General features: G+C 36.3%; 18 protein-coding genes and 1 tRNA gene. 11 read left to right on the forward strand and 8 right to left on the reverse strand.

Annotated features, from left to right (window positions below):
- Positions 1-103 precede the first annotated feature (103 nt).
- Positions 104-179 (forward strand) — tRNA-Thr (locus tag NI469_RS07040).
- A 76-nt stretch (positions 180-255) separates the two neighbouring features.
- On the opposite strand, the gene NI469_RS07045 is transcribed toward NI469_RS07040, so the two are convergent.
- From NI469_RS07045 to ahpC, 3 genes are all read right to left on the reverse strand, one after another.
- Positions 256-1,104 (reverse strand): SAM-dependent methyltransferase, encoded by an 849-nt coding sequence (locus NI469_RS07045; RefSeq protein ID WP_253174718.1) that lies wholly within the window; start codon positions 1,102-1,104, stop codon positions 256-258.
- Between the two features lie 3 nt (positions 1,105-1,107).
- The gene (locus tag NI469_RS07050; RefSeq protein WP_253174719.1) at positions 1,108-2,415 is read right to left on the reverse strand and encodes an FAD-dependent oxidoreductase; all 1,308 of its coding nucleotides are present in this window, start codon (positions 2,413-2,415) and stop codon (positions 1,108-1,110) included.
- A gap of 621 nt (positions 2,416-3,036) precedes the next feature.
- Complete coding sequence (gene ahpC / locus NI469_RS07055; protein WP_004647278.1) at positions 3,037-3,600, reverse strand: alkyl hydroperoxide reductase subunit C; 564 nt, start codon at positions 3,598-3,600, stop codon at positions 3,037-3,039.
- Positions 3,601-3,929: 329 nt separating this feature from the next.
- Here ahpC and NI469_RS07060 point away from each other — a divergent pair.
- A protein-coding gene (locus NI469_RS07060) for an IS3 family transposase (RefSeq protein ID WP_420909174.1) occupies positions 3,930-5,308 on the forward strand; the annotation gives its coding sequence in 2 pieces (ribosomal slippage) (positions 3,930-4,404 and positions 4,404-5,308; 1,380 coding nt in all).
- A gap of 74 nt (positions 5,309-5,382) precedes the next feature.
- On the opposite strand, the gene ssb (NI469_RS07065) is transcribed toward NI469_RS07060, so the two are convergent.
- Positions 5,383-5,961, reverse strand: coding sequence for a single-stranded DNA-binding protein (gene ssb, locus NI469_RS07065; RefSeq protein ID WP_253174721.1), 579 nt, complete (start codon positions 5,959-5,961; stop codon positions 5,383-5,385).
- Positions 5,962-6,144: 183 nt separating this feature from the next.
- Between ssb (NI469_RS07065) and NI469_RS07070 the strand changes: the two genes are divergently transcribed.
- From NI469_RS07070 to NI469_RS07080, 3 genes are all read left to right on the forward strand, one after another.
- On the forward strand, positions 6,145-6,432 hold the full coding sequence (locus NI469_RS07070; RefSeq protein WP_180074839.1) for a hypothetical protein: 288 nt from the start codon (positions 6,145-6,147) through the stop codon (positions 6,430-6,432).
- 517 nt (positions 6,433-6,949) lie between these two features.
- Positions 6,950-9,910 carry a P-loop NTPase family protein gene (locus NI469_RS07075; RefSeq protein ID WP_253174722.1) on the forward strand — a complete coding sequence of 987 codons (2,961 nt, stop codon included), beginning with the start codon at positions 6,950-6,952 and terminating at the stop codon, positions 9,908-9,910.
- Positions 9,900-12,470: a DUF7017 domain-containing protein gene (locus NI469_RS07080; RefSeq protein ID WP_253174723.1), complete on the forward strand. Its 2,571-nt coding sequence runs from the start codon at positions 9,900-9,902 to the stop codon at positions 12,468-12,470. Before NI469_RS07075 ends, NI469_RS07080 begins: the two co-directional genes overlap by 11 nt.
- Positions 12,471-12,624: 154 nt before the next feature.
- Here NI469_RS07080 and NI469_RS07085 read toward each other — a convergent pair.
- Together NI469_RS07085 and NI469_RS07090 are read right to left on the reverse strand one after the other, a co-directional pair.
- Positions 12,625-13,700 (reverse strand): IS3 family transposase gene (locus NI469_RS07085; RefSeq protein ID WP_253174724.1). Its coding sequence is split into 2 segments (ribosomal slippage): positions 12,625-13,448 and positions 13,448-13,700, totalling 1,077 coding nucleotides; the frame shifts between segments, so codons are not numbered across the junction.
- A gap of 56 nt (positions 13,701-13,756) precedes the next feature.
- Positions 13,757-14,284, reverse strand: coding sequence for an HAD family hydrolase (locus tag NI469_RS07090; RefSeq protein ID WP_253174725.1), 528 nt, complete (start codon positions 14,282-14,284; stop codon positions 13,757-13,759).
- 162 nt (positions 14,285-14,446) lie between these two features.
- On the opposite strand from NI469_RS07090, the gene NI469_RS07095 reads away from it, so the two are divergent.
- From NI469_RS07095 to NI469_RS07120, 6 genes are read left to right on the forward strand one after another with little or no spacing between them, the layout of a single operon-like run.
- Complete coding sequence (locus NI469_RS07095) at positions 14,447-15,946, forward strand: type I restriction-modification system subunit M (RefSeq protein WP_253174726.1); 1,500 nt, start codon at positions 14,447-14,449, stop codon at positions 15,944-15,946.
- Positions 15,943-17,121 carry a restriction endonuclease subunit S gene (locus NI469_RS15920; protein ID WP_253174727.1) on the forward strand — a complete coding sequence of 393 codons (1,179 nt, stop codon included), beginning with the start codon at positions 15,943-15,945 and terminating at the stop codon, positions 17,119-17,121. The genes NI469_RS07095 and NI469_RS15920 overlap by 4 nt, the downstream gene beginning before the upstream one ends.
- A 14-nt stretch (positions 17,122-17,135) precedes the next feature.
- Positions 17,136-17,885 (forward strand): DUF4850 domain-containing protein, encoded by a 750-nt coding sequence (locus NI469_RS07105; protein WP_253174728.1) that lies wholly within the window; start codon positions 17,136-17,138, stop codon positions 17,883-17,885.
- Positions 17,886-17,939: 54 nt separating this feature from the next.
- Positions 17,940-21,383 carry a DEAD/DEAH box helicase family protein gene (locus tag NI469_RS07110; RefSeq protein ID WP_253174729.1) on the forward strand — a complete coding sequence of 1,148 codons (3,444 nt, stop codon included), beginning with the start codon at positions 17,940-17,942 and terminating at the stop codon, positions 21,381-21,383.
- Between the two features lie 16 nt (positions 21,384-21,399).
- Entirely contained in the window at positions 21,400-22,452 is a 1,053-nt protein-coding gene (locus tag NI469_RS07115; protein ID WP_151839328.1) for a restriction endonuclease, read from the forward strand.
- 33 nt (positions 22,453-22,485) lie between these two features.
- Complete coding sequence (locus NI469_RS07120; RefSeq protein ID WP_151839329.1) at positions 22,486-23,505, forward strand: hypothetical protein; 1,020 nt, start codon at positions 22,486-22,488, stop codon at positions 23,503-23,505.
- 313 nt (positions 23,506-23,818) lie between these two features.
- Here NI469_RS07120 and ssb (NI469_RS07125) read toward each other — a convergent pair whose 3' ends face one another.
- Positions 23,819-24,406, reverse strand: coding sequence for a single-stranded DNA-binding protein (ssb, locus tag NI469_RS07125; protein ID WP_253174730.1), 588 nt, complete (start codon positions 24,404-24,406; stop codon positions 23,819-23,821).
- A gap of 66 nt (positions 24,407-24,472) precedes the next feature.
- Entirely contained in the window at positions 24,473-25,081 is a 609-nt protein-coding gene (locus NI469_RS07130; protein ID WP_253174731.1) for a hypothetical protein, read from the reverse strand.
- Between the last annotated feature and the right edge of the window lie 55 nt (positions 25,082-25,136).

The following is a 25,136-nucleotide window of genomic DNA, read 5'->3' on the forward strand; positions in this document are numbered from 1 at the left end:
TTTCATCCATCGGGTCAAAATAAACAAATCCTGCCGAAACAGTTTAAACGGTTATTTTTTGGCTTGCGTGACCAAAAAAAATCTGTAAAATGCACTCCACCATGCCGGCATAGCTCAGTTGGTAGAGCAACTGACTTGTAATCAGTAGGTCCACAGTTCGAATCCGTGTGCCGGCACCATATCTTAGCCTCGCTTTTTAGTGAGGCTTTGATGTTTCTGGGTTTTGGTATTTTCAGCTGAGTCTTCTTGCACTTTCTAGTGCTTCGATTGTGCTGTTACTTGCACATATCTCACGATCCCTTCCTGATATAATTTTCGGCATAGTTTCGCTGTCATCTGAATTTTAAAATGATCCAGTTTTGAGCCTTGAGCCTGATCATCTGATGGTTTTGAATTCAAAGTCTGTTGCACATAATCAGCAAAGCCGGAAAATACTGGTTCGGACAGATCCTGAATCTGGATATTTTTAAATTCAAAACGATCCAGACAGGCATACAATGCCCCCACTGCCATTAAGTCTTTTAAATTCACATCGGCAGATTTCAATAAAAACTGATATTTACGCCGTTGTAATGCATTTAAATTTTCCCAGCGCTCGGACAACACCAGATGATGAAAACCAATCCGCGCATTTGAATTTAAAACACTGCGAACCTGCTCCAAGAATACAGGTACAGGGCTGTGATAGGCTGCATCTAGGCACAACACCACATCAAAATGCTGGGAAAACGGCAATTCTTTTAAACGCAAAAATGATGCCTGATAAATAGCATTCAGTTCTGGCAAATGCTGCTGAATATTAGCTACACAAGCAGCCTGTAGTTCGACACCAGCCAGATATTGCACCTGATAATGTTGCTGCCAGTACAGCAAGCTGGCGCCCTGACCGCAGCCTAGATCCAGCAGTTTATCTTTTGAATTTAAATTTACAGTTTGTGCAAGGTGATCGGCCAGCATAAGACAGGCAGCCGCATAATCCTGCTGACCTGCTTGCCAATACCCTAAATTGCTCCAGGGCAATTGCGCGTGATCGCCTAACACAGCGGCATCAATCGCATACTTGTGCTGGGGAAGACGCTGACGAATTGCCTGAAGCCATTGCATGGATTAATAACCCAGTTGCGGAGCCACCTCGACCACAGGTTTTAAACCTTGGAATGGTAAAGGTGCACCAAAAATTTCCGCAATTTTCATCGCTGAGGTCACTGCTGATTCCAGAATTGGCAAACCATCACATGACCATGAACCGCAGAAGAAGACTTTACGATTGGCATCCAGATGACGTTGCTGCAATTCCTTATTCAGTGCCACGGTATTGGCATCGACCACTGCACGCGTTAGCATCACCGATTTGATCACTTTTTTCGGATCAATGTCGGTCACCGGACGCCAGGTCTGAAATACGGCCGACTTGCCGACCAGAGAAGGTTCAATCGAGTTAAGCCACACGGTAAATTGCTGACGGGTAAATTTACGATCCATCATATAGCTGAGTACGGCCCAGTCTTTACGCTTTGGCGGCATCACGCTGGCATCGGTATGGATGACCAGTTCACCCTGTTCGAATTTGAATTTCTTCAATAATTCAATTTCACTGGCAAACTGTTCTGGATCCAGGAACTCCTCAATTTTGGTGGTCGGTGTCGCGACAATCACCCGGTCAAACAGTTTTGAATAACCGGCCGCATTTTCAACTTTGACCTGATCGCCCTGCTCTTGTACCAGTGTAATTGCTGAACCGTCTTCAATATGAATGCCTTCAATCAGCTTGTCGACCAGTGCCGGTGTACCGCCTTGCAGACGCAGTAAAGCATCACCATCGGTCAGTTGGCGCAGAAAAATTAACAACGGTTTAGCTGGCCATTCACCAATGGTTTTCGGATTGCAGGTACAGATGGTATATAGCACCGGCATCACCGCACCGTGCCAGAACACTTCTTCAATCTCGTTACGATTGATAAATTCTGCCAGGCTGATGTCCTGATTTTTTGATTTAAAGAATTTGGTCAATGCAACTTTTAACTGCAACAGGCCTTTGACCAGACGCCAGCCATATTGTTGCAGGCCTTTCCGGTTATTGATGATCGGGATATTGCCAATTCGGCTACGCGATGTGGTCAGCCAGGTTTCAGTTTTATCTTCAAATAACCAGCTGCAGGCCATATAGGTCCGCACCGGATAAGTTTTAATGCCCAGATGTGTGGCTAGACTCAGGGTGTTTTTCCACAGATAGGGGTTCATCACACGTAAAGGTGCGTCAATCAGGCCCCCTTCAAATTCAAGGCTATGACTGTCCATGCCGCGACCTGGAAGTGCTTCAAAAATCGTGATGTGATGCCCTGCGTCCTGGAGAATTCTGGCTGTAGCCAGTCCGGCCATGCCACTACCAATTACTGCGATATCCAAACTGATCATCCGTCATTGAAAAACTACAGAAATTATGTACCATGCGCCAATCAAACAGGTTATTAAAATCTTCCAGAATATATGTTTTTCGTAAAGGCCTTTTTGTTCAATTTCACCTGCTTTTTATTCATTTTTCTGCCTTAGTTAAAATTCCATCAAATCTAAGATTTTATTCATATTTTTATCTAAAAACTTGAAAATTCGCTTTAAAAACAAATAATTTAATTAACCATTTTTATAATCCTTGGTTGACAAATACTTTTTAAATACCTATGATTCGCAGCATAAGAAAACCATAAATTCATCCGGTTCCATTCAGATGCGTTTATGCGAAAATTGTTTAAAACGACAAGAAACTACAGCGCCTTATAAAATAAAAGCCTCTGCGAAAGCAGAGGCTTCTTTGTTTTCAGCCCTAGTTGATCATGCAGCATGGTACTGAGCTTACTTGATTGCCTCTAATATGCCGCTTAAAAAGCATAGAGTGCAATTCATCAATCCTCATTGTGTTCTCAAATCGGAATCAAACAGCATGATGTTTTTGTCTAGAATTCATAAATATCTAAACTAAAAAAATAAAAAATCCAGCAACTTGTGCTGGATTTTTTGCTTCAAAGCATTAGGTTTGAATTAGATTTTACCCACCAGGTCGATTGATGGAGCAAGTGTTGCTTCACCTTCTTTCCATTTTGCCGGACAAACTTCACCTGGGTGCGCATGTACATATTGTGCAGCTTTCACTTTACGAAGAAGCTCTTGTGCATCACGGCCGATACCACCCGCATTGATTTCAATGATCTGGATTTTACCTTCGGGATCAATTACGAAAGTACCACGATCTGCCAGACCTTCAGCTTCAATCAGTACTTCGAAGTTTTTAGACAATGTCCAGGTTGGATCACCAATCAATGGATACTGGATTTTACCAATCACGTCAGAGGTATCATGCCAAGCTTTATGGGTGAAATGAGTATCGGTAGACACGCCATAGATTTCTACACCCATTTTCTGGAATTCAGCATACTGATCAGCAAGATCGCCTAATTCAGTTGGACAAACAAAGGTAAAATCTGCAGGATAGAAAAACACCACTGACCATTTACCTTTCAGGTCTTGCTCAGAAACTTCAATGAACTGACCATTGTGGTAAGCAGTTGCATTGAATGGTTGGATTTCAGTATTGATTAAACTCATGAGATATTTCCTCTGGCTTATTTCTGGGATTGCTTATCTTGTGAAGCTAGAATACGAAAAATTTCGAAATAGGTAAAACCGCAAGTTTTTATAAAAATGATCGCTTTTTTAGATCATAAATTTCTATGAGTATTGTTCATCTTATTTATTTTCTCGATGTAGAGCTGTTCTGATCAAAATAACGCCATGCTTTAACACTTCTTAATATTTTAATAAATCATGGGCTTATATAAACTTAATACCAATCTTCAAGACATAAAAAACCCACCGTATTTAATCTGCACCCCGAAAGTTGGACACTCTTAGTCTAATTTGAAGGGTGCTTTTTAATGGCTAAATATTCTCAAGAATTCAAATTAAAAGTTGTTGAACATTACTTGTCTGGTCATGGTGACTCTGTGACAGGTCAACTTTTTAATGTTCATAGATCAGATGTTCAAAAGTGGAGTAAAGCATTTAAACTTTATGGTCTGGTAGGCTTAGAACGTAGAAGATCTAAAACAACTTTTACGGTTGAGTTTAAGTATCAAGTTGTCAAAGTAATACATGAAGAAGGCATTTCATTAAGAGAAGCTATGCAACGCTTTGATATTAATGAAACAAGCACGTTAAGAGATTGGTTGAAACAATATAAAGAAAATGGCATAGAGGGTTTGCAACCAAAGCCTAGAGGAAAACTTAACAGTATGCCGAAGCCTAAGATGCCCAAAGCTAAGACAATTAAAGCAGATCAGGATAAAACCCATGAGGAACTGCTTGAGGAGTTGGCATATCTACGTGCTGAAGTTGCTTTCCTAAAAAAGCGGAGAGCCTTGATTCAGAAGCAGAAAGAACAGGAAAAAGTCGAACAGCAACAGCTGCAAGATTCATATCTGAATTAAGGCAAAACTACCCACTAAAGCATGTGCTATGTGCAGCTAAGATGGCGCGTAGTACCTATTTCTATCATCAGAAGTCATCAAAACTCAATGATAAATACAGTGATTTAAAACAGCAAATCAAAGTGATCTATCATCAGCATAAAGGGCGTTATGGGTATCGCAGAATTACGCTTGCATTGAGAAATACAGGCTTGATCGTGAACCATAAGTGTGTACAGCGATTGATGATATCTATGAAGCTTAAATCACGTATTAGGGTTGTGAAATACCGTTCGTATAAAGGGCAAGTGGGTAAAATTGAAAACAATGTATTGCAGCGTCAATTCAAGGCTGAGCGACCTAATCAAAAATGGGTTACTGATGTGACTGAATTTAATATTCGGGGTGACAAGCTTTACTTATCTCCCGTCATGGACCTGTTTAACGGTGAAATCATTGCATTTCAAATGGAACGTAGACCAGTATTTGGACTGGTCAAAGATATGCTTAAAGAAGCTATAGAGACACTCAATATAAATGAGAAGCCAATGATCCATTCTGATCAAGGTTGGCAATATCAAATGAGATTTTACCAGAAACAATTAGCAGAACGAGGGCTCACCCAAAGTATGTCACGTAAGGGGAATTGTTTAGATAATGCTGCTATGGAGAGTTTCTTTGGAATACTTAAATCTGAATGTTTCTATGGAGAAGAATTTAAATCAGTTGATGAATTGGAGCAAAAAGTGAAAGAATATATTCACTATTATAACCATGAGCGAATCAAGGTTAAATTAAAAGGACTGACCCCTGTAGAATACAGAAATCAGTTCTTAGAAATTGCCTAACTTACTGTCTAACTTTTGGGGGTCAGATCAATTCAGGTGGGTTTTAATGATGATTTACCTTTTTGACCTACATCTCAAAATGGTAAGTCATCATCTAGATCTGCTGCAGGCGCTGCTGTTGGAGCAGGTGCAGATTTCGGCGCAAAACCACTCGGGTTATTGTTGCCATAACCGCCGCCCTGATTGTTGTTAAAACCGCCTTGCTGTGGTGCTGAACCATAACCCGATTGCGGGTTATTGCCATAACCGCCCTGGTTGTTGTTCGCCTGATTATTGTTATTAAAACGTGGCTGGTTAAAGCTGCTCTCGCCCTGATCATTTTGAGGACGGCTAGAGTCTAACATCTGCATTTGTTCACCACGAATTTCCGTCGTATAGCGTTCCTGACCATTCTGGTCAGTCCACTGACGGGTACGTAATGAACCTTCAATATATACTTTTGAGCCTTTACGAAGATATTGCTGCGCAATTTCACCTAAACGGTTATGCAACACGATACGGTGCCATTCCGTTTGTTCTTTACGTTCACCGGTACTTTTATCTGTCCACGAATCGCTGGTTGCGATCGAAAATTGAGTGAGAGAGCCACCATTTGCAAAAGTTTTGGTTTCCGGATCTTTACCCAAAGTACCCACTAAGATGACTTTGCTCACTAATCTTTACTATAATTATTTTTTAATTTTTTTATATCAATTAATTAAAGTAATTTTTTATATTTTAACTCTATTTATATTTCTGTAACAATAAGAGACTATTTTTTAAGCACATAACTCATTTTTTGCCAAATTATCTTGTTACAAAAAAACTATTAGATAGTTACAAGTAATAAATTTAATATGCAAAATAAGTTAACTCTAAATAAAGAACGTACGCTAATGGCATTAGAAAAAATAGAAACATTGACTTCGATAAAGACCTCTGATGGTTTAGTTGTAACGAATAAAGTCGTCACATCATCAAATGGTGATCTAGAAACCTATTATTTCTCTTATATTATTGATGATAAAAGGAAAGTATTCGTTTCTGATGAGGTACGTTCAAATCTAAAAAAATTGGAAATTGAAAACGTAGTTATTGGATTTTTAGCACACCCTTTTGTTTTAGACAAAATAGTACCAATATAGAGCTATATTTATAATCTGAACCGTACCGGGTTTGTCGGAGACTTTTTTATTTAAGTTAGGCCACCTGACCTAACGGGTTAATCTTATCATAGTACATTGCTTCAAACTCAAAAGGCGATACATAACCCAGTGCACTGTGTACACGCTTTTTATTGAACCAATCTGATGATGAGTTTAATGGGTGGTTACAAAGGATGGAAAAGATACTCAATCTTTGAAGTAAACTTACTTTAATCATTGCAAAAAAACTAGGAATAAATGTTTACACTGTACATCTCTAAAGTTAACTTTACGTTATCTTTAGAGCGGCGATGAGTCCATTATTTTGGCTAGGATCATTTGTTCAATTAGGTTAATTTTACATTTCAAGTCTTTGTCTAACAAAACCTCTCACATTAGTAATGTTATACAATACGCTAATCAAAGAATCATTTTAAAATTCAACCGATAAAGTATAGATCAATAAATGATCATTATTTTATTTTTGCTACCCCAACTCAATTAAGATAACGCAAGTATGCTTAAAGTATTTAATAACAGAACTGAGCACACCCACGAAAACGAACAATTCCGTAGAGTTGCTGAAATAATTGAGATATCTTTTAATAAGTATGGATACAATGGAATACTTATTGGGAATCCATTTAACGAAACCTATTATCGTTTCCGTGCTGATGCTATATTATACTATAGCAACGGCCTCATACTTATTGATTTTAAAGATTATAAAGGAATAATCAAATTACCCCAAAATTCAAACGAGTTCAGTTCGAACAAATGGTATAATGAAAGTATAAATGATAGAAGTAGGTTGGAGATAAAGGCGGGTGCTAGTTTTATCAACCCATTTAGACAATTAGTTTCCTATCGTAATGCTTTTAGAGAAATATTAGAAAATAATAAATATTTGAATGGAATAAACCCAGCAAGAGTCTGTATTGCAAATATTTTTTCTGGACCAATCGAAGTTCACAATGAGGTTCCAAGAAATCTCCCCTACTACAAACTAATCCAAGAATTAGAATTAGCTAATTTTATTTATGATTTTGCTAGTGATAATACTTACGAGGAAGACATCGCAAAAGTCTTGAAAAGTATTTTCCCTGCAGAAAGATGGGATAAAAGCTTAGAAATTTCTATCCCTGAAAAAATAATTAAAAAAGAGATCATTAGAATAGACAATGATATAGAGAAAAATATAGTTGATTTTCTCAAGGAAGAAAATGGAGGGATTCTTGTTTTAGAATCTATGAACGTTGATGATAGAGATTCTTGGTTGCGATTTATAGCAAACGAAGCAGTAAATCATAATATTCCTCAAATTGAAAAATGGTCGCACTCTGCGCGAATCAGTAAGAAGATCCAAATACGAAGTGATATTGAAACAGAAGGAATTTACAATGTTATTTATGATGGCTCTGTTATTGAAGAGCAAACTCAAGATTTAGAAAAAGAGGAACAAGAAGAAGCATTGCAGGAAGTTATTTCTTTGAAAAAAAGCAATGATATCGATGAAAAAGCTTTAATTATTATTGCTGAAGCTCATTTGATAAGTCGTAGCCTTAGTCAATCAGAATTGTTGCGATTTGGTTCTGGTCGATTATTAGAAGATATCATCAAATTTATAGGTACTGAAAGTAATCGCAAGGTTGTATTTATTGGAGATCCTTATTCTTTAACTTTTGGAAAAAATGAAGATTCTGCATTGAACTTGGAAACCTTATCTGAGTTATACGATAAAGAAAAAATTAAGCACTTTCGCAAGTCTATAGATAAAAACTATTCAAATGGAAAAGAGAATTTGAGAACTGATTTGGCAAACAGCATTGAAAATTCACTTTTTAATAATTTGAACTATAGTTTTGATCAAACAACTTTAATTGATTTACAAGACAGTAATCAAAGAATCCAAAATCTACATTCATGGTTTGCTAAACCATTTTCAAATGAACCTGATAAAGCTGTTTTATTCTACTCAAAAAAAGATTGTTTGAAAACGAACAAGTGGATTAAAAAACAATGCCTGAAAAATGGAGAAAATTTGGCAACGGATGATTTGCTCATTGTAAACAACAATGTTTCTATTCCCGATGAAAGCGGTTTCCAAATTCCAAGACGAATTGTAAATGGAATGTTTTTTACTGTTCTTGCTATTAAAGAAACAACACAGGAAACTATTCCAATAAAGCAATCAAAAAATCCAATAGTTCTATCTTTTACAAAAATATTTGTCAAATGCTTGAGTGTGGTTGGTTTGCCTGAAACAGATGTTTGGATATTGGATAACTTTTTCAATAGCGAAGATGATTTATCAAGAGAAGAACAGATTGCTTTCAGAGTTTTTGTAAATAGAAAAATAAATGCTGAAAAATCAAAGAAGAAATTTATTGACAGTCAGGAATATCGTCAATTATTGGAAGATACCCGCTACAAAGTGCTTTCAGAAGAAGATAAACTGTTCATTAAGAATAATCACAGCGATTTACGAAAATTTAAGAAAGAGCAAGACGAGGCAAAAAATGTTCTCAAATTCTATAAGCAAAAGTATGATAGAAATATATTTTTCCACGTAAAAGACACCGACCCATTTGTAAATGCAGTATTTGTAAAATATGGTTGGGCAATTACAGTTCATAAAGCAATAGGTTCTAATTATAACGAAGTTATTATAAAAGGACACCGTAAAGAAAATGACGGAATTACAAATGATAGTTATTTCCGTTGGTTATATAGTGGTGTTACAGCAGGAAAAATCGTTAACATAATTTCTCCTCAAATAATAAATCCTTTTATGAATTGTGTTTTTGAAGACAATTCCACAAATGGAGTTTCAATAAAATCAAAACAATTTTTGATTTTTGAAGATTACAAAGTTGAAGCAAGATTTGTAGAAAAAATACAATCAATTGTAAACAAAAATGTTGTTGGAGCAATTTGTGAAATTTCCAAGTTGATTGAACAAAACGGATATTTACTTGAAAGCACAAAAAAGTTTACTGAATACTTAACAAAAGCCTATTATTCAATTCCTCAAAACGAAAATCAGCAATTGATTCTCAACATTGACAATAAGGGTTCAAAAGACAATTTTGCAGTTGGTAATATTCGTATTGAAAATTTAAATGGTGCGGATGAAAATATCATAAAAAAATCTATTGAAGATTGTCTAACTCAAAAGAAAAGCGTTAGTTCAATAACAAATGACAACCCCGAATTACCATCTGATTTTAGACAAGCAATTTATTCTAATTGGTTTGAAAAATGTGAAAATGAAAACATTGCACTAAAAATTATGCAAAGTCATAATAATCAAGATATTTTTCGTGCAACTTGCGATAAAGACAGTTTAACTTTTAGGGTTTGGTATGGTACAAGTGAACAGAATCACACAAAAGGTTTTTTCTCAAAAATTGAAATTTTGGAAAAATCTTCTGAAACCATTTTAGAAAAAGTAAAAGGTTTAATTTATGGATTCTAGAACTATTTTTGAATTACGCAAAGAATCGCAGAATTTATCCGGAATTGAAAAACTGAATAAATTGAATAGTGCTTTAAGTGTCGCAAGAAACTTATACTCGGAAGAGCCGTATGATGAATGGATTCAAAAAGCATTTGCTTGGGTTCTAATAGACCTATGTAAATTTTATGTAGCAGAAAGAAATTTACACCAAGCAGGAATTTGTTTTAACGAACTTAATTCAATAGACTTTCAAGGCTATGAAGACGATATAATTGAAAATCAAAAAAACTTTCTTCGTCCTAAGATTGACACAAATTATTCGGAGGTTCAAAGAGCGGAAGAATTAAGCAAAAACGGTAGTAATAAAGAAGCATTAGCGATTTTTAAAAACCTGATTGCTCAAAACAGACTAACAGAACTACATCACGAAAGTTACGGTTGGGTAATCTACCGATACATAAAAGCAGAAGAAAGTAATCTTTCATCGGTTGAGGTAAGAACGTTTTTTAGAGATTATATGAACTTAAAGAATGAAAGACCGTCAATGCTTCATTCTATGATTTTAAATTTTGCTTTAAACTATTCTAAAACACACAGCGACTTTAAGTTTTACAACTTTTTTCTTTTGTGGAATCCTGACAATTTTCGCCACGAAGATTTACACGATGGACATAAAGACGGAAAAAGTATTCCCTCACTTATTTCACGCATTTGCAGAGAGTTTGTAAACTCCAACACCGAAATACACATAGAGGAGTTTTTAAGCAAAATAAAACTTAACAAAGAAACTGTTTTAGACTTTTTCAGAGAAACCATTTTTTGGAACATTTTCAATGCACACAAGGAAAATAAATTTTCTGAATTGTGGAATTTATTTGAGCAATACAATAACAATTATTCCAAACACGGACAATCAAAATGGCATTCCGAAATTTTAAATCTTGCTGAAAGGTTTATGAAAGAAAATGACGAATGGCGTTTTCTCCACTTTTTCAAAAATTGGAATCCAGAAAATTTAAGAACTGACGATTGGAAGGAAACAAAAAAAGACGAACACACATACAAACCATTAGCAACAAAAGCACTTAAAAAGACTTTTGAAATTCTGAAAACTCAAACATCTGAACAAGATTTATCTTGGCTAATCAAACCGTATGAAACTGCAATCAAATTGTTTCTTGATGATGAGTGGTTGTTGAGAGAAAAGGCATTACTTCATTTCAAAAACAATGAATTAGAATTAGCAATCAAAATATACAAGCAACTTGTTTTGGAACTTTCCAATAAACATTATGTTTGGCAAGAGTTTTCAGATTGTATCATTTCCGATAATTCTTTGAAAATCGGAATGCTTTCAAAAGCATTGCGTTTAGAAAAAAACGAAGATTTTTTAGGCGATATTCATTTAGGTTTAGCAAAAGTGTTAATTGAAGAAAATCTATTAGATAATGCACTTGTAGAACTTGAAACGTATAAGAAACATAGAGAAATAAAAGGTTGGAAATTGTCGCCAAGCTTTGAAGAATTATCTCAAAAAGCAAGTTCGGTTAAACAAAGTTTAAAAGACAATCAAGAACTATACAAAAAATACATCCCTTTTGCTGAAAACTTCGCCTATGCTGATTTTGATTGGACAGAAGTTGTTTTAGTAGATAAGTGGAAAGACGACAAAGGTAAAGACCGTTTGGCTTTTACTGATGGCAAAACAATAGAATTTGCAATTAGTAAAAATCGTTTTGAAGTCTTGAAACAATCAGAATTAGGACAAATTTTGAAGTTCAAATTTCACAAACAAGAAATCAAAAAAGAAGTTGAAAACAGATTTTCTTGGTTTGGTAAAAACGTTATTACAGAATACAAGTATATTCCGCTTATTGCTGAAAAATCAGAAAAAAAATATTGGGAAATATTAGAAGATACTTTTGCTTTTGTTGATTACATTAACAAAGAAAAAGGTATCATTCACGCAATCACAACAGAAAATAAAGAAGTATTTTTTCCTCAAATAAAACCTGAACTACAAATTGGAGATTTTGTAACAGCAAAAAGTTACATCAAAAAAGTAAAAGAGCAAAACAGAACAGAACTGCGACAAATTCAGAAAATTGACAAAGGTTCTGTCATTGCAAAATTCCAGACTCAAATTGCAATCGTTGATGGTGTGAACGAACAAAAGCAATTATTTCACTTTATAATTTCGCCCAAATTACAAGGAATTGTCAAATTCACAGAAACAAATCTAAGACCAAAAGAAGGCGATTTTATCAAACTTACATTTGCTACAAAAATTGACAAGGACAAAAAATCAAGAGTAAAAATATTGTCTATTGAATTAACTGAAGGAGTTAATCCCAACTTACGAAAGGACATTACTGGCTTACTGGAAGTAAAATACAAAGGTGATTACGAAGAAGAAGATTTGCCTGATTTTGCCTTCATTGGAGATTACTATGTTCCCAAATACCTGTTAGAAAAACACAGCATAACTGAAGATTGCAAGGTAAATGCAAGAGTAATTTATGGAGAGGATAAAATGCTACGACCAAGATGGAAAGTGATAAAAATTCAAAAAATATGAGATTGATCCTTAAAATCCAAATCAGATACATATTTTTCAAACCGCTCAACATTGTAGGCTAAATAGAATAGTAACGAGTCAATGTCAAATCTCGTGTATGACAAATTCAGGTAACGGTAATCCTCCCATAAATAACCGAAGTTAAAAGTAGAGGTTAAGCAGCCATTAGAGGTGGCTTTCCTTTGTTAGCTTGATGTGGTCTTTCATGGTTGTAATGCCACAACCAGTTTGTTGCATAATCTTGTACTTCATCCAAAGTATCAAATAAATGCTTGCTCAGCCAACTATAACGTATGGTCCGATTATAGCGTTCAATATACGCATTCTGCTGTGGCTTACCCGGTTGAATATATTCAATACGAATACCGTGCTCAGTAGCCCAGCGCACAAATTCGTGACTGATAAATTCGGGACCATTATCGCATCGGATCACTAACGGTTTTTCTCTCCACTCCAGCAATTGATTCAACGTACGAATAACCCTGATTGTGGGCAATGAGAACCCTGCTTCAATGGCTAGGCCTTCGCGGCGGTAATCATCAATCACATTCAATAATCGAAACTTGCGACCATCGGAAAGCTGATCATGCATAAAATCTAATGACCAAACCTGATTTTCTCGGATTGGTTCTTTCAATGGTTCAGGCGCATGCCGTTTTAGTCTTCTTCTCAGTTTAATACGTAGATTCAGTGCCAACTCACAGTAAATGCGGTAAACCCGCTTGTGATTCCAGCAGCAACTCTCAACATGCCGTAAATACGAGAAGCACAAACCAAAGCCCCAATCGGAATTTTCCTCAGTGAGTTCAATGAGCTGTTCAGCAATGAGTGCATTGTCATCGCTGAGTTTGGCTTGATAGCGGTAGCAGGTTTCACTAATGCCAAATGCTTTACAAGCCAAACGAATACTAATGGCATGCTGGGCAACTGCCTGTTGTGCCATCTTACGCCGGCAAGATGGCTTTACCACTTTTTTGCCATCGCTTCCTGGATGATTTCGGCCTTTAATCGCTCTTCCGCATACATCTTTTTAAGTCTGGTATTTTCGGCTTCTAGCTCTTTCAGTCGAGCCATTAATGATGTATCCATACCACCATATTTGGCACGCCATTTATAAAAGGTAGCATTACTCATGCCGTGTTCACGGCAAAGGGTCGCTACAGGTGTGCCAGATTCTGCCTGTTTCAAGATGGACATGATCTGACTGTCAGTAAATTTAGATGTTTTCATGCAGAATCTCCTGCTCGTATCTTAAGAGAAAATTCTACTTTTAGATCCTATTATTTTTAGGGGGGATTACCCACATCTAAAAGAGGATTATCTCCAATGAATAGCATATCTGGCATTTGGCAGGCTAATTGCTCTCGTATTACTTCATAGATGTGATGTTCAGGTTTTATTGCTCCTACCTCGTAACTCAAAATAACCACATCAAATAGATTAGGAAGCAGTGTTTTAAGTCTTTCGCCATAAGGCATTGCCAGGTTAGAACAGAGCGCGATTTTGAAGCCAAGGTTTTTTAAACTTCTAAGTGTATGAACAGTATCTTCGTATAGTTCGATTGTATTTACCTCAAACTGTAGATCATCATTAATTTCATTCAAAAGTGGTGCTGGAATCACTTTTCCAAAGAGCTTAGTCAATTGCTCAATATCAACAGCATTAGACATAATAATATTGGCGTCTTTTGTGCCTGGTTTTCTACCATTATCTTTCAACCATTTCATCAACTTACGATATGGAGATCGGCTCTCACCAATTTTCACAAGAGTTCCAAAAGCGTCAAAAACTATTACTTGGGGGAAATCATTCATAAAATTTAAATGGTAGCATTAAGAGTTATTGCTAAGTTTATTCTGATTTACTTTTAAATATCATCTAATAACGCCAAGCCTTGTCGCATCCCTTTTAATTCAAATGGCTTTTTTTCTTGATTTCTACCACAATACCCTCAAAGAAATTTGAGAGTCATCTACGTGATTACAGGCGAGATTAAAAGCAAAATTGACCAGATTTGGAATGCATTTTGGAGTGGCGGTATTTCCAATCCTTTAGAAGTCATGGAGCAAATGACTTATTTGCTGTTTATTCGCCGACTCGATGAAATTCAGATTACGAAAGAAAAAAAGGCAAATAAACTCAGTCAAATTAAAAAGCAAACAATTGCTGTTGAGCATCCAATTTTCACGCCTGAGCAAGATCATCTTCGTTGGTCAAAGTTTATTACTTTAGGCGATGCTGCAACGTTGTATAACACGGTTGCCAATGAAGTCTTTCCTTTCATTAAAAACTTAGGTGCAGAAGACGAAACCACCTATAGCCATCACATGAAGGATGCACGTTTTACCATTCCTACGCCTGCGCTACTCACCAAAGTGGTGGATTTGGTTGCCGATGTGCCAATGGATGATAAAGACACCAAAGGCGATATTTACGAGTACATGCTCGGTAAGATTGCATCGGCAGGTCAAAATGGTCAGTTCCGTACTCCTCGCCATATCATCAAGATGATTGTGGAGCTGATGCAACCAAAACCAACCGATACCATTTGTGACCCTGCGTGTGGTACAGCGGGCTTCCTTGTCGCTGCAAGTGAATATTTAAACGATCATTACAGCACTGAGATTTTTGCCAATCCTGAAGCTGCAAAGCGTTTTAGTGAAGAAACTTTCTTTGGTTATGACTTTGATAGCACCATGCTTCGTATTGGTTCAATGAACATGATGCTGCACGGTGTTGAAAACCCACGTATTGAAAACCGTGATTCTTTAAGTGAAGCGCATTCACATATTGCTGAAAAATACAGTTTGATCCTTGCCAATCCCCCATTTGCAGGCAGTTTAGACAATGAAAGCTGTGCCAAGAATATTCAAGCTGTAGTCAAGACCAAAAAGACTGAATTACTGTTTTTAGCCTTGTTCTTACGTTTGTTAAAAACTGGCGGTCGTGCTGCGGTGATTGTGCCTGATGGTGTGTTATTTGGTTCATCAAAAGCGCATAAAGATTTGCGTCAAAAGATTGTGGAAGAGCAAAAACTTGAAGCCATTATTTCGATGCCGTCAGGTGTATTTAAGCCTTATGCAGGAGTTTCAACTGCCATTATGATTTTTACCAAAACCATGTCTGGCGGTACGGACAAAGTTTGGTTTTATGATATGCAGGCGGATGGTTACTCGCTGGATGATAAGCGTAATGAGCTAGACAGTTCTAAGCACGACAATAATAACATCCCTGACATTATTGCTCGTTTTAAAAACTTGGAAGCGGAAAGCACTCGTAAAGCCACAGAGCAAAGCTTTATGGTGGATAAAGCCGATATTGCTGCCAATGGTTATGACTTGTCGATTAACCGTTATAAGGAAGTGGTGTATGAGCAAGTAGAATATGAAGCACCAAGTAAAATTTTGGCGGATTTGGAAGTGCTTGAGCAGGATATTTTAAAAGGAATGGCTACGCTTAAGGAGATGCTTAAGTGAGTTGGGAGCAAGTTAAGTTAGGTGATATTTTCGAAATTGCTCGTGGTGGTTCTCCACGTCCGATTGATCAATATATTACAGATGATCCTAATGGATTAAATTGGATTAGCATTAAAGATGCATCTAATAGTTCAAAATATATTTATAAAACTGAAAAAAAGATTAAACCTGAAGGTCTGCATAAAACTCGTTTAGTGCATCCAAATGATTTTCTATTGACTAATTCGATGAGTTTTGGTCGTCCTTACATCATGAAAACGACTGGTTGTATTCATGATGGCTGGTTGGTTTTAAGTGCTGACAAAACAAAAGTAGATACAGATTATTTTTATCACTTATTAGGTAGTGATTTTATGTATCGAAAATTCAAAGGCTTAGCAGCAGGTGCAGTCGTAAAAAACTTAAATACAGAATTAGTTAAATCTGTATCTGTCCCACTCCCACCACTTTCCGAACAATGCCGCATTGCGTCAATTTTAGATCAAGCGGATGAGTTACGCCAAAAACGTCAGCAAGCGATTGAAAAGTTAGATCAGCTTTTACAAGCCGCCTTTATTGATATGTTTGGCGATCCTGTGAGTAATCCTAAAGGGTGGGAAAAAGTTAAATTTGAAGATGAAGTTGAATTTTTAACAGGTTTTGCATTTAAAAGTGCTGATTTTAAGGATTCAGGAATCAAGTTATGTAGAGGTATTAATATTTTACCAAATACATTAGATTGGAATGATACTGCTTACTGGAATGAGAAAGAACTTGAAAAATATTCAAGATTTAAAATTCTTCAAAATGATATTTTAGTAGCTATGGATCGTCCATGGATCTCAACTGGATTTAAAATAACTTTAGTTAAAGAAAATGACCCTAATATGCTTTTAGTTCAACGTGTTGCTAGGTTAAGAGTTAAAGAAAGTTTCGGAGCAAATTTTCTTTTTCAAATACTTTCTATGCCTGAATTTAAAAAACATTGTCGAATTACTGAAACTACAGTCCCACATATATCTCCAACGGATTTTAAGTCATTTGATTTAATTAAACCTGCTAATCATATGATCGAAAAATTTGAGAAAATTGCCAATTTAATTAACATTCAAAAAGATAAAATGCGTGATTCTGAAGTGCAGAATGACAATCTTTTTGCATCATTACAAAACCGAGCATTTAACGGCACTTTATAAATACAAGGACAGTTATGAAATTTAAATTAATCGTAGCCGTTGGCTTAAGTTTTTTTTCAACTGCTAGTTTTGCTGAAAAATATACATTTTCTCCTGTAAGAATAGATATCAGCGTAAATGAACAAAGAAAAATGCATCCTATAACGGCTATAGGTACAGCAATATTTAAAAATGGTGTGCAAGTCCCTGCATATTCGATCAGCGTCCCTAGGGGTGTGGATGAAACTGATGCACCACATAGACCTACAGCAAGTTGTAATAAGTCAAAGTGCTATTTCGCAATGGATTTACCAAAAAAACTTGCTGCCAGCATGAGGGTATATAACATTGCTGAAACAGAAGAATGGATCTTAGCACCTGCTGAATGGACACGATTGAAAGGTGCTATTGGTGTAAACGGCAACACCGTTTTAGCACTTGCATCAGCAGATCAAAAGTCAAACCTAAGTTTATATGCTGTCCCTGCTTGTGTCGGTTGTGGACTTGATGCCGCAACACCATTTTTCCCAGAAGCTGCAAGGCAAAATCATCAACTATATGGTACTAAGTTTAGTGGGACAACACCACCTGTACACATAGTAAGAGCGAATCAACAAACTGTTTATTATCAGTATCAATTAAAAGGACAATATCAAACCAATGGGGTCGCAAAATTTCGGCCAAATGAAGACAATATTTATGATGGACTTAGTGTTACAGTTGCATCAGATAAAATGGAATATGCTCGAATAATGTTAAACTTTTTTTCTTTAACACATAAGTAAATTACTTAATATCAAGAATCTATAAAATTTAATTTAAAATTTGAGGGTATATACATGAGCAACTTCTCGTTTTTAGAACCTGAATTTAAAAGCTTGGCAGCGACTGCCAAAGAAGCCGAAAAGCTCACGTATATATCCCCCCAATTTGCTCTTGCTGCTGCTCGTACCTCACTTGAAAACCTCGTGCTGTGGCTGTATCAATACGACAAAAAACTGACCCAACCTTATGATGCTTCACTACATAACTTACTCAACGATCTCAAATTTAAAGACCTGATTCCGCCCTATATTTGGGACAAAATGGACAACATCCGCATGGTCGGTAACAGTGTCGTACATGGGAAAAAGTTCAAGCAGCTCACAACAGAAGAAACCGTTAAACACATTAGCCATTTATTTCTGATGTATGTTTGGTTTGAACGAAACTATGGCTCACCCTCAAAAGATCGCTCTCAGTCGATTTTATTTAACCCAAAACTAATACCAAATGCTGACAATACTCAGCAAATCACCGCCAACAAAGAACAACTGCAAAAAGAAACAGAAGCTAAAGAAAAACAGTTTGCGGAGCAACATAAAGCTTTACGGGAACGTGAACAAAAACTATTTGAACTGTCCGCAAGTTTAGAAGAGCGTGAAAAATTACTTGCAAATATAGATGCTGAACTTGCACAAAAACGTGCAGACGTTGAACAAGCCAAAATTGCCAACAGCAAAATCGAAGACCATACCGACTATAAAGAAGACGAAACTCGAAAACTTAAAATTGACCTCATGCTTGAAGAAGCAGGTTGGGAAATTGGCACAACGGTTCGAGAGGAAGTTGCTGTTACAGGCATGCCGAGCCCATCGGGTAAAGGTGCAGTGGATTATGTGCTGTATGATGCCAATGGCTTGCCTTTAGCTGTTGTTGAGGCTAAACGTACATCAACTGACCCTGATATTGGACAACAACAAGCCAAGCTCTATGCAGACTGTTTAGAGCAACAAACAGGACAACGGCCTGTCATATTCTATACCAATGGTTACAAAACCCGAATTTGGAACGATGTGCAAGGTGGTCCACCACGCTTAGTTCAGGGCTTTTATACGCAGGCAGAACTCAAACGTCTGATCGAAAGACGGAAGAACAACCCTGATTTAAGTAGCTTCCCGATCAATGCAGACATTGTCGAGCGTTACTACCAAACTCGTGCTATTAAAGCCATGCTGGCAGCCTATCAACGTAAAGAGCGTGCAGGCTTACTCATCATGGCAACAGGCACAGGTAAAACTCGTACTGCTATTGCACTTGTTGATGTATTGATGAAAGCTAATGTGGTGCAAAAAGCTTTATTCCTTGCAGACCGCACTTCATTGGTCAATCAGGCACACAACGCTTTTAAAGCTAATTTAAAAGATGCCTCATTTGTCAATTTACTTGACGATAAGAACCAAGTGGGTCGAGTCTATTTCTCTACCTATCAAACCATGATGGGCTTGATTGACGAAAAAAATGCCGATGGTACACGCCAATTCGGTACAGGTATGTTTGACCTGATTATTATTGATGAAGCACACCGTAGCGTATACCAAAAATTTGGCGAGATTTTTAAATACTTCGATAGCTTACTTGTCGGTTTAACCGCAACACCACGAGATGAAGTGGATCGTGATACCTATGCACTGTTTGGTTTAGAAAGTGGTGTACCAACCGATTACTATGATCTTGACCAAGCCATTGCCGATGGTTATCTCGTGCCACCCAAAGCCTATTCAGTTCCGCTTAAATTTATGCGTGAAGGCGTAAAATATAACGAACTTTCCGAAGAAGAAAAACAACATTGGGATAGTCTAAATTGGGGCGATGAAGATGCACCTGAAGAAGTCTCAGCCTCTAAAATCAATACAGAGCTGTTTAATACAGGCACCATTGATTTAATGCTGAAACACTTGATGGAAAATGGGATAAAGACCGAAGGTGGTGATCGTCTAGGTAAAACCATTATCTTTGCCGTCAATCAAAAACATGCACAGTTTATTGCTGACCGCTTTAATGCCAACTATCCTCAATATGATGGTAAATTTGCTCGTGTGATTACCCATGCAACGAAGTATCCACAAAGCCTGATAGATGATTTTAGTAAGAAAGACTTCCCTGAGCCACAAATTGCGATTTCAGTCGATATGCTGGATACAGGGATTGATGTGCCTGAAGTGGTCAATCTCGTGTTCTTTAAAGCTGTACGCTCTAAAGTGAAGTTTATGCAGATGATTGGACGTGGTACACGACTCTGTGAAGATCTATTTGCTCCTGATGATGATAAAAAAGAGTTCTTTATCTTTGACTATTGCTCGAACTTTGAATACTTCAATGCAAATCCAGATGGTGCGCCTATTTCGACCACAGAACCATTGGGACAACGCCTATTCAAAGCTCGTTTGAATGTTTTGAGTTTGCTTAATTCACCCGATTATCAAACTGAAGAAATGAAAGCTGTACAGCAAGAAATGCGTCAGAGCTTGCAGACTGAAGTGAAGTCGATGAATAAAGACAACTTCATTGTTAAATCTGAAATTGAGCATGTTGAATACTTTAAAAGTGATACTGCCTGGGACAATTTGGATGACCTTGCAATTGGTACATTACGAGAACACATTTCAAAACTTCCGAACGAACTAGAGTCTGAACCACTAGAAGCCAAGCTGTTTGACATGCTTTGCTATAACATTGAACTTGCTGTGCTGGAAAAAAATACCAAGACAATTCAGGTTTATGCCAATAAAGTCATCGAAATCGCTTCTAAGTTGGAAACTAAAGAAAATATTCCTGTGGTAGCGGCACAGATTAACCTGATTCAAGAAATACAAACTGAAGCCTATTGGGAAGGCATCACTGTTCCAATGCTGGAGTCGATGCGTAAACGCATTCGGGGATTGGTGAAGCTGATTGAGAAATCTACCTCAACGATTGTGTACTCGATGCTTGATGATGAAATTGGTGAAGCAACAGAAGTGGATATTCCTGTGGTTTCCAGTGGTGTAAACATTGCTCAATACCGTAAACGAGTTGAAAGCTTCATCAAATCAAATGAAGATCACATCACCATTGCCAAATTGAAGCGTGGCTTAGCTCTTACCCCAACTGACCTGAACGAACTAGAACGATTTGTGTTTGACGCTCAGGAAGTGGAAAGTAAAGAGAAGTTTGAAGAATGCTTTGGTACTGAGAAACCGTTACCACTTTTCATTCGTTCTCTTGTTGGTCTGGATCGTCAGGCAGTACAACAGGCTTTCTCTAAGTATCTACAAGGTTCAACTTATAACGAAAAGCAAATTCGCTTTATAGAAATGGTGATTGAGCACTTGACCATACGGGGAACGTTAGAAGCATCGCAGCTTTATGAACCACCATTTAATCAGATCCATTATGAAGGGATTGATGGTGTATTCGGTGATGCAGATGCTGACAACATATTTGGGGTTGTTGAAGCGTTTAATGAAAGTGCTGTGGCGTAAATAGGAAAAATATTATATGGCTGTATGGTTGGTAAGAGCTGGTTCACAAGGTGAATATGAAGAAAGGTTTTTGAGTTCATCTAGAATTTATGTAACTTGGGATAACTTACATTTAGATTTAAAAAAAATTGTTAATCGAGGGGATTTAATTGCTGAACTAGCAAAAACAGACCTTGATGCTAAGCCTAGAAAGCTCTCAAATCATGCCAGTCAAATTTGGCCATTTATTCATACGATGAATATTGGTGATCGAATTATTCTACCCTCTAAACTACAGCCCGTTATTTATATAGGAATTATCACTTCTGAATATTCCTATGACCCTGATGCTATTGATCCATTTAAACATTCACGTTCAGTGAAATGGTTAGCTACTGGAATTCCAAGATCTCATTTTTCTCAGGATATTCTTTATAGCTTTGGGGCTTTCATGACTATTTGCCGTATACAGCGAAATAATGCTGAAGAACGTTTACTGGCAATGGAAAAAAACGCATGGCAACCAGAAAACATACATCAGGTAATAAAATTTGAAGGAGTTCAAAAAGACATTGCCGTTGAAGATGCTTCAGATGAATCTAGTTCAGTTGATTTGGAATTTATAGGGCAAGATCAAATTAGAAAAGTGATCGAATCGAAATTTAAAGGTCATAGATTAACGTTATTAGTCAAAGCAGTATTAGAAGCACAAGGATATACTTGTTGGCAAAGTCCAGAAGGTGCCGATGGTGGTGTAGATATTTTAGCTGGTGATGGCCCCATGGGATTTGGGCAACAGCAAATTTGTGTAGAAGTCAAATCAGGAGATGGACAGGTAGATCGTCCAACAGTAGATAAGTTAATTGGAGCGATGACAAAGTTTAATACTAAGCAAGGCTTATTTGTCGCTTGGGGTGGCTTTAAATCTAATGTACAAAAAGAATTAGCCTCTAGCTTCTTTAGAGTTAGGCTTTGGACACAGAATGATTTGTTAAACCAAGTTTTTCTAAATTATGAAAAGTTGAATGATGACATCAAGGCTGAATTACCATTAAAGCGTATTTGGATTATCTCAAATGCTGAAGGTTAAGCTACGTAGAGTTTAATTTAAAAAAGTAAGGTTATGAAACATATAGATAAAAACAAAGATATAGCAGATTATACGCTCATTCAAGAGAATATAGTCTTGAAGCTAGATACCAAAGCAAAAGAACTGTTGGGATATTTCTTTGATGCTTTAAATTATATATATTCCGAAGTTAAGAAAAGTAATAATATTCAAAATATTAATTTTTTCTTACTAAGTTTAAAACCTAAAATTGATTGCATTATAGGAACAAAAAATAAAGAAGTAGTTTATCAGTTACTCAATACTGCTATAGCACAATGGTTTAAAGAGGATATCGGTTCTGCTTACTTAAAAATTGATAAACCTAGTAAGGTTTTGAAGAATAATAAGATATCTTTACCGCTACCACATTGTTCAAATGTCGACTTTATTAGCCCTGATCTTTATAAAAAGCACTTAGATTCCTACTATGATCCGTATATCTATGTATTAAAAATTAAAAATATTTTTATAGCACAAATTAATTTTTATCGCGCCCCATTACGTAAAAAGAAGTTTTATGTATTAAAAAATAAAGAGACTATACAAGTTGCGGGTAATTATGAACGCATTAATTCCTCCAAACTGAAAAAGAAAGCATATGATGACTTAGCAAGTCATGAAGATAGCAAACAAACAAATTACAGTCATAATTTATCGAGGTATAAGAAAAATCCAAAAATTAATGACTTGCGTAAAAAAAAGTATAAAGAAAATTTATCTAAGATGGAGCAAGGTCCTGTTATTACCTCGGGAAATAAAGGTAGTGATGAATCAATTAATTATGAAGCATGGAAACAATATTTTGAACGCTTTAAGAGTACTAACAACATTGATGTTGAAATAGCTTCAGAAATTCTAGAGGCCTTTAAGGAAGTTGATTCAAAACGCAATGAGAGTAATCGAAAATATTTACAAGAATATTATGAGAATGGGAAGCTAGGAAAATTTGGGTTACCACAGGCAAAATGGAGACATGGTACATATGGGATCAGCTCAAAAGAGCCAGATTTTTTTAGTAAGATAAAAGATTAGACTGCTATCTAATATTGAAAATAATTTGAGTCTGATGAATTGATAAAATTTATTGATTTGGTGAACTGGTGAACTGGTGAACTAATGAAGGAGAAACTACTGTCCAAGTAGAATAAGAATCAGTGTTCAATACTACGTACCACTAGGTGTCCATTCAGATAAGAATATGCATCTAAGTATAGCTGATTTAGGTGATTTAAGGCTGGAGAGATAATCTACCCTAAAAATACAAGTTTTTTTATAGTAAAAAAAGAACCTGATTAAAATCAAGTTCTTTCTTTCATTTAAATACAATATTTACATATTGTACAAGTTAGAATGGCAGATCATCATCTAAATCAGCAGGTGCAGTGCTTGCCGGAGCCACTTGTGGTTTCGGTGCAAAATTTCCTGGATTATTATTTGGGTAACCACTACCACTAGGTTGCGGATTGCCATACGTATTATTGTTAGGCTGCTGATTGCCATACGTATTATTGTTAGGCTGCTGCTGATTACGGTTCATCCCATTTTGATTAGGATAACCACTGTTGTCACCACCTGCGCTCTGTTCAGATTGCTGACGATTGTCTAACATTTGCATTTGATCGCCACGAATTTCTGTAGTGTAGCGTTCTTGTCCACTTTGGTCTGTCCACTGACGGGTACGTAAAGAACCTTCAATATAAACCTTGGAACCTTTACGTAAAAATTGCTGGGCAATTTCACCTAAACGATTATGTAATACAATACGATGCCATTCCGTTTGTTCCTTACGCTCACCAGTACTTTTATCTACCCATGAATCGCTAGTAGCAATAGAAAATTGTGTTAGCGATCCGCCATTAGGAAAAGTTTTAGTCTCTGGATCTTTTCCTAATGAGCCAATCAAAATGACCTTATTAACAGAACCTCTAGCCATCATAACCTCTTGAATTCAATATATTTAACTTAAAACTAACCAACTATAACTTACTATATAAGGTTATCAGCGATCCTTAAAACTTTCCGTAATGGAAATAATTTTAGAACATTCTATATCATTTTTCATTGTTTGAATTTGATCTTTTGCTTCCTTCAATCTTTCACTTCCAAAATACTTAACCTCAAAATTTTTTATTATATGATTCAATTTCTTATTTCCTCCAATTTTTTGATTTAACAAAGAAGTTACTATATACAAGTTTGTTTCAAGATTCTTTATACAATTTTCATCATTCTGATGAACTGTATTTTCTAAACTATCCTCTAATTCAGTAAATTGAGCCAATAATCGACTATTCTTTAGCTTGAGTTCTGTAATCTGTTTTGTTTTTTCTTCAATGATTTGCTTGGATGATTTTTTTTTCTCATTCTGTGGCTTGTTTGAAGCAATGTCTGCAATTTTTTTATCTAGCTCTTGTAGTAACTCAGCATGTATGTATGCTTTTGTCACACTATTTTTCGCATACAAAGTAGTCTGACCAACAGAAGAACCATCTTCAAATTTAGCATTGTTAATAATTTCTGCTTTGGTAATTTTCTTTCCACCAATATTTTGAAGTTGCTCAAATGACTCTCTTATAGCCCTTTCAAATTTATCTTTACTGTTTGCCACAAATGATCCTACTCAAGTTATCCAATTTAATATATCCAAGTTTAATCCTTAACAC

Origin of the sequence: Acinetobacter lwoffii (genome assembly GCF_024129735.1) — a bacterium.
GTDB lineage: Bacteria > Pseudomonadota > Gammaproteobacteria > Pseudomonadales > Moraxellaceae > Acinetobacter > Acinetobacter lwoffii_H.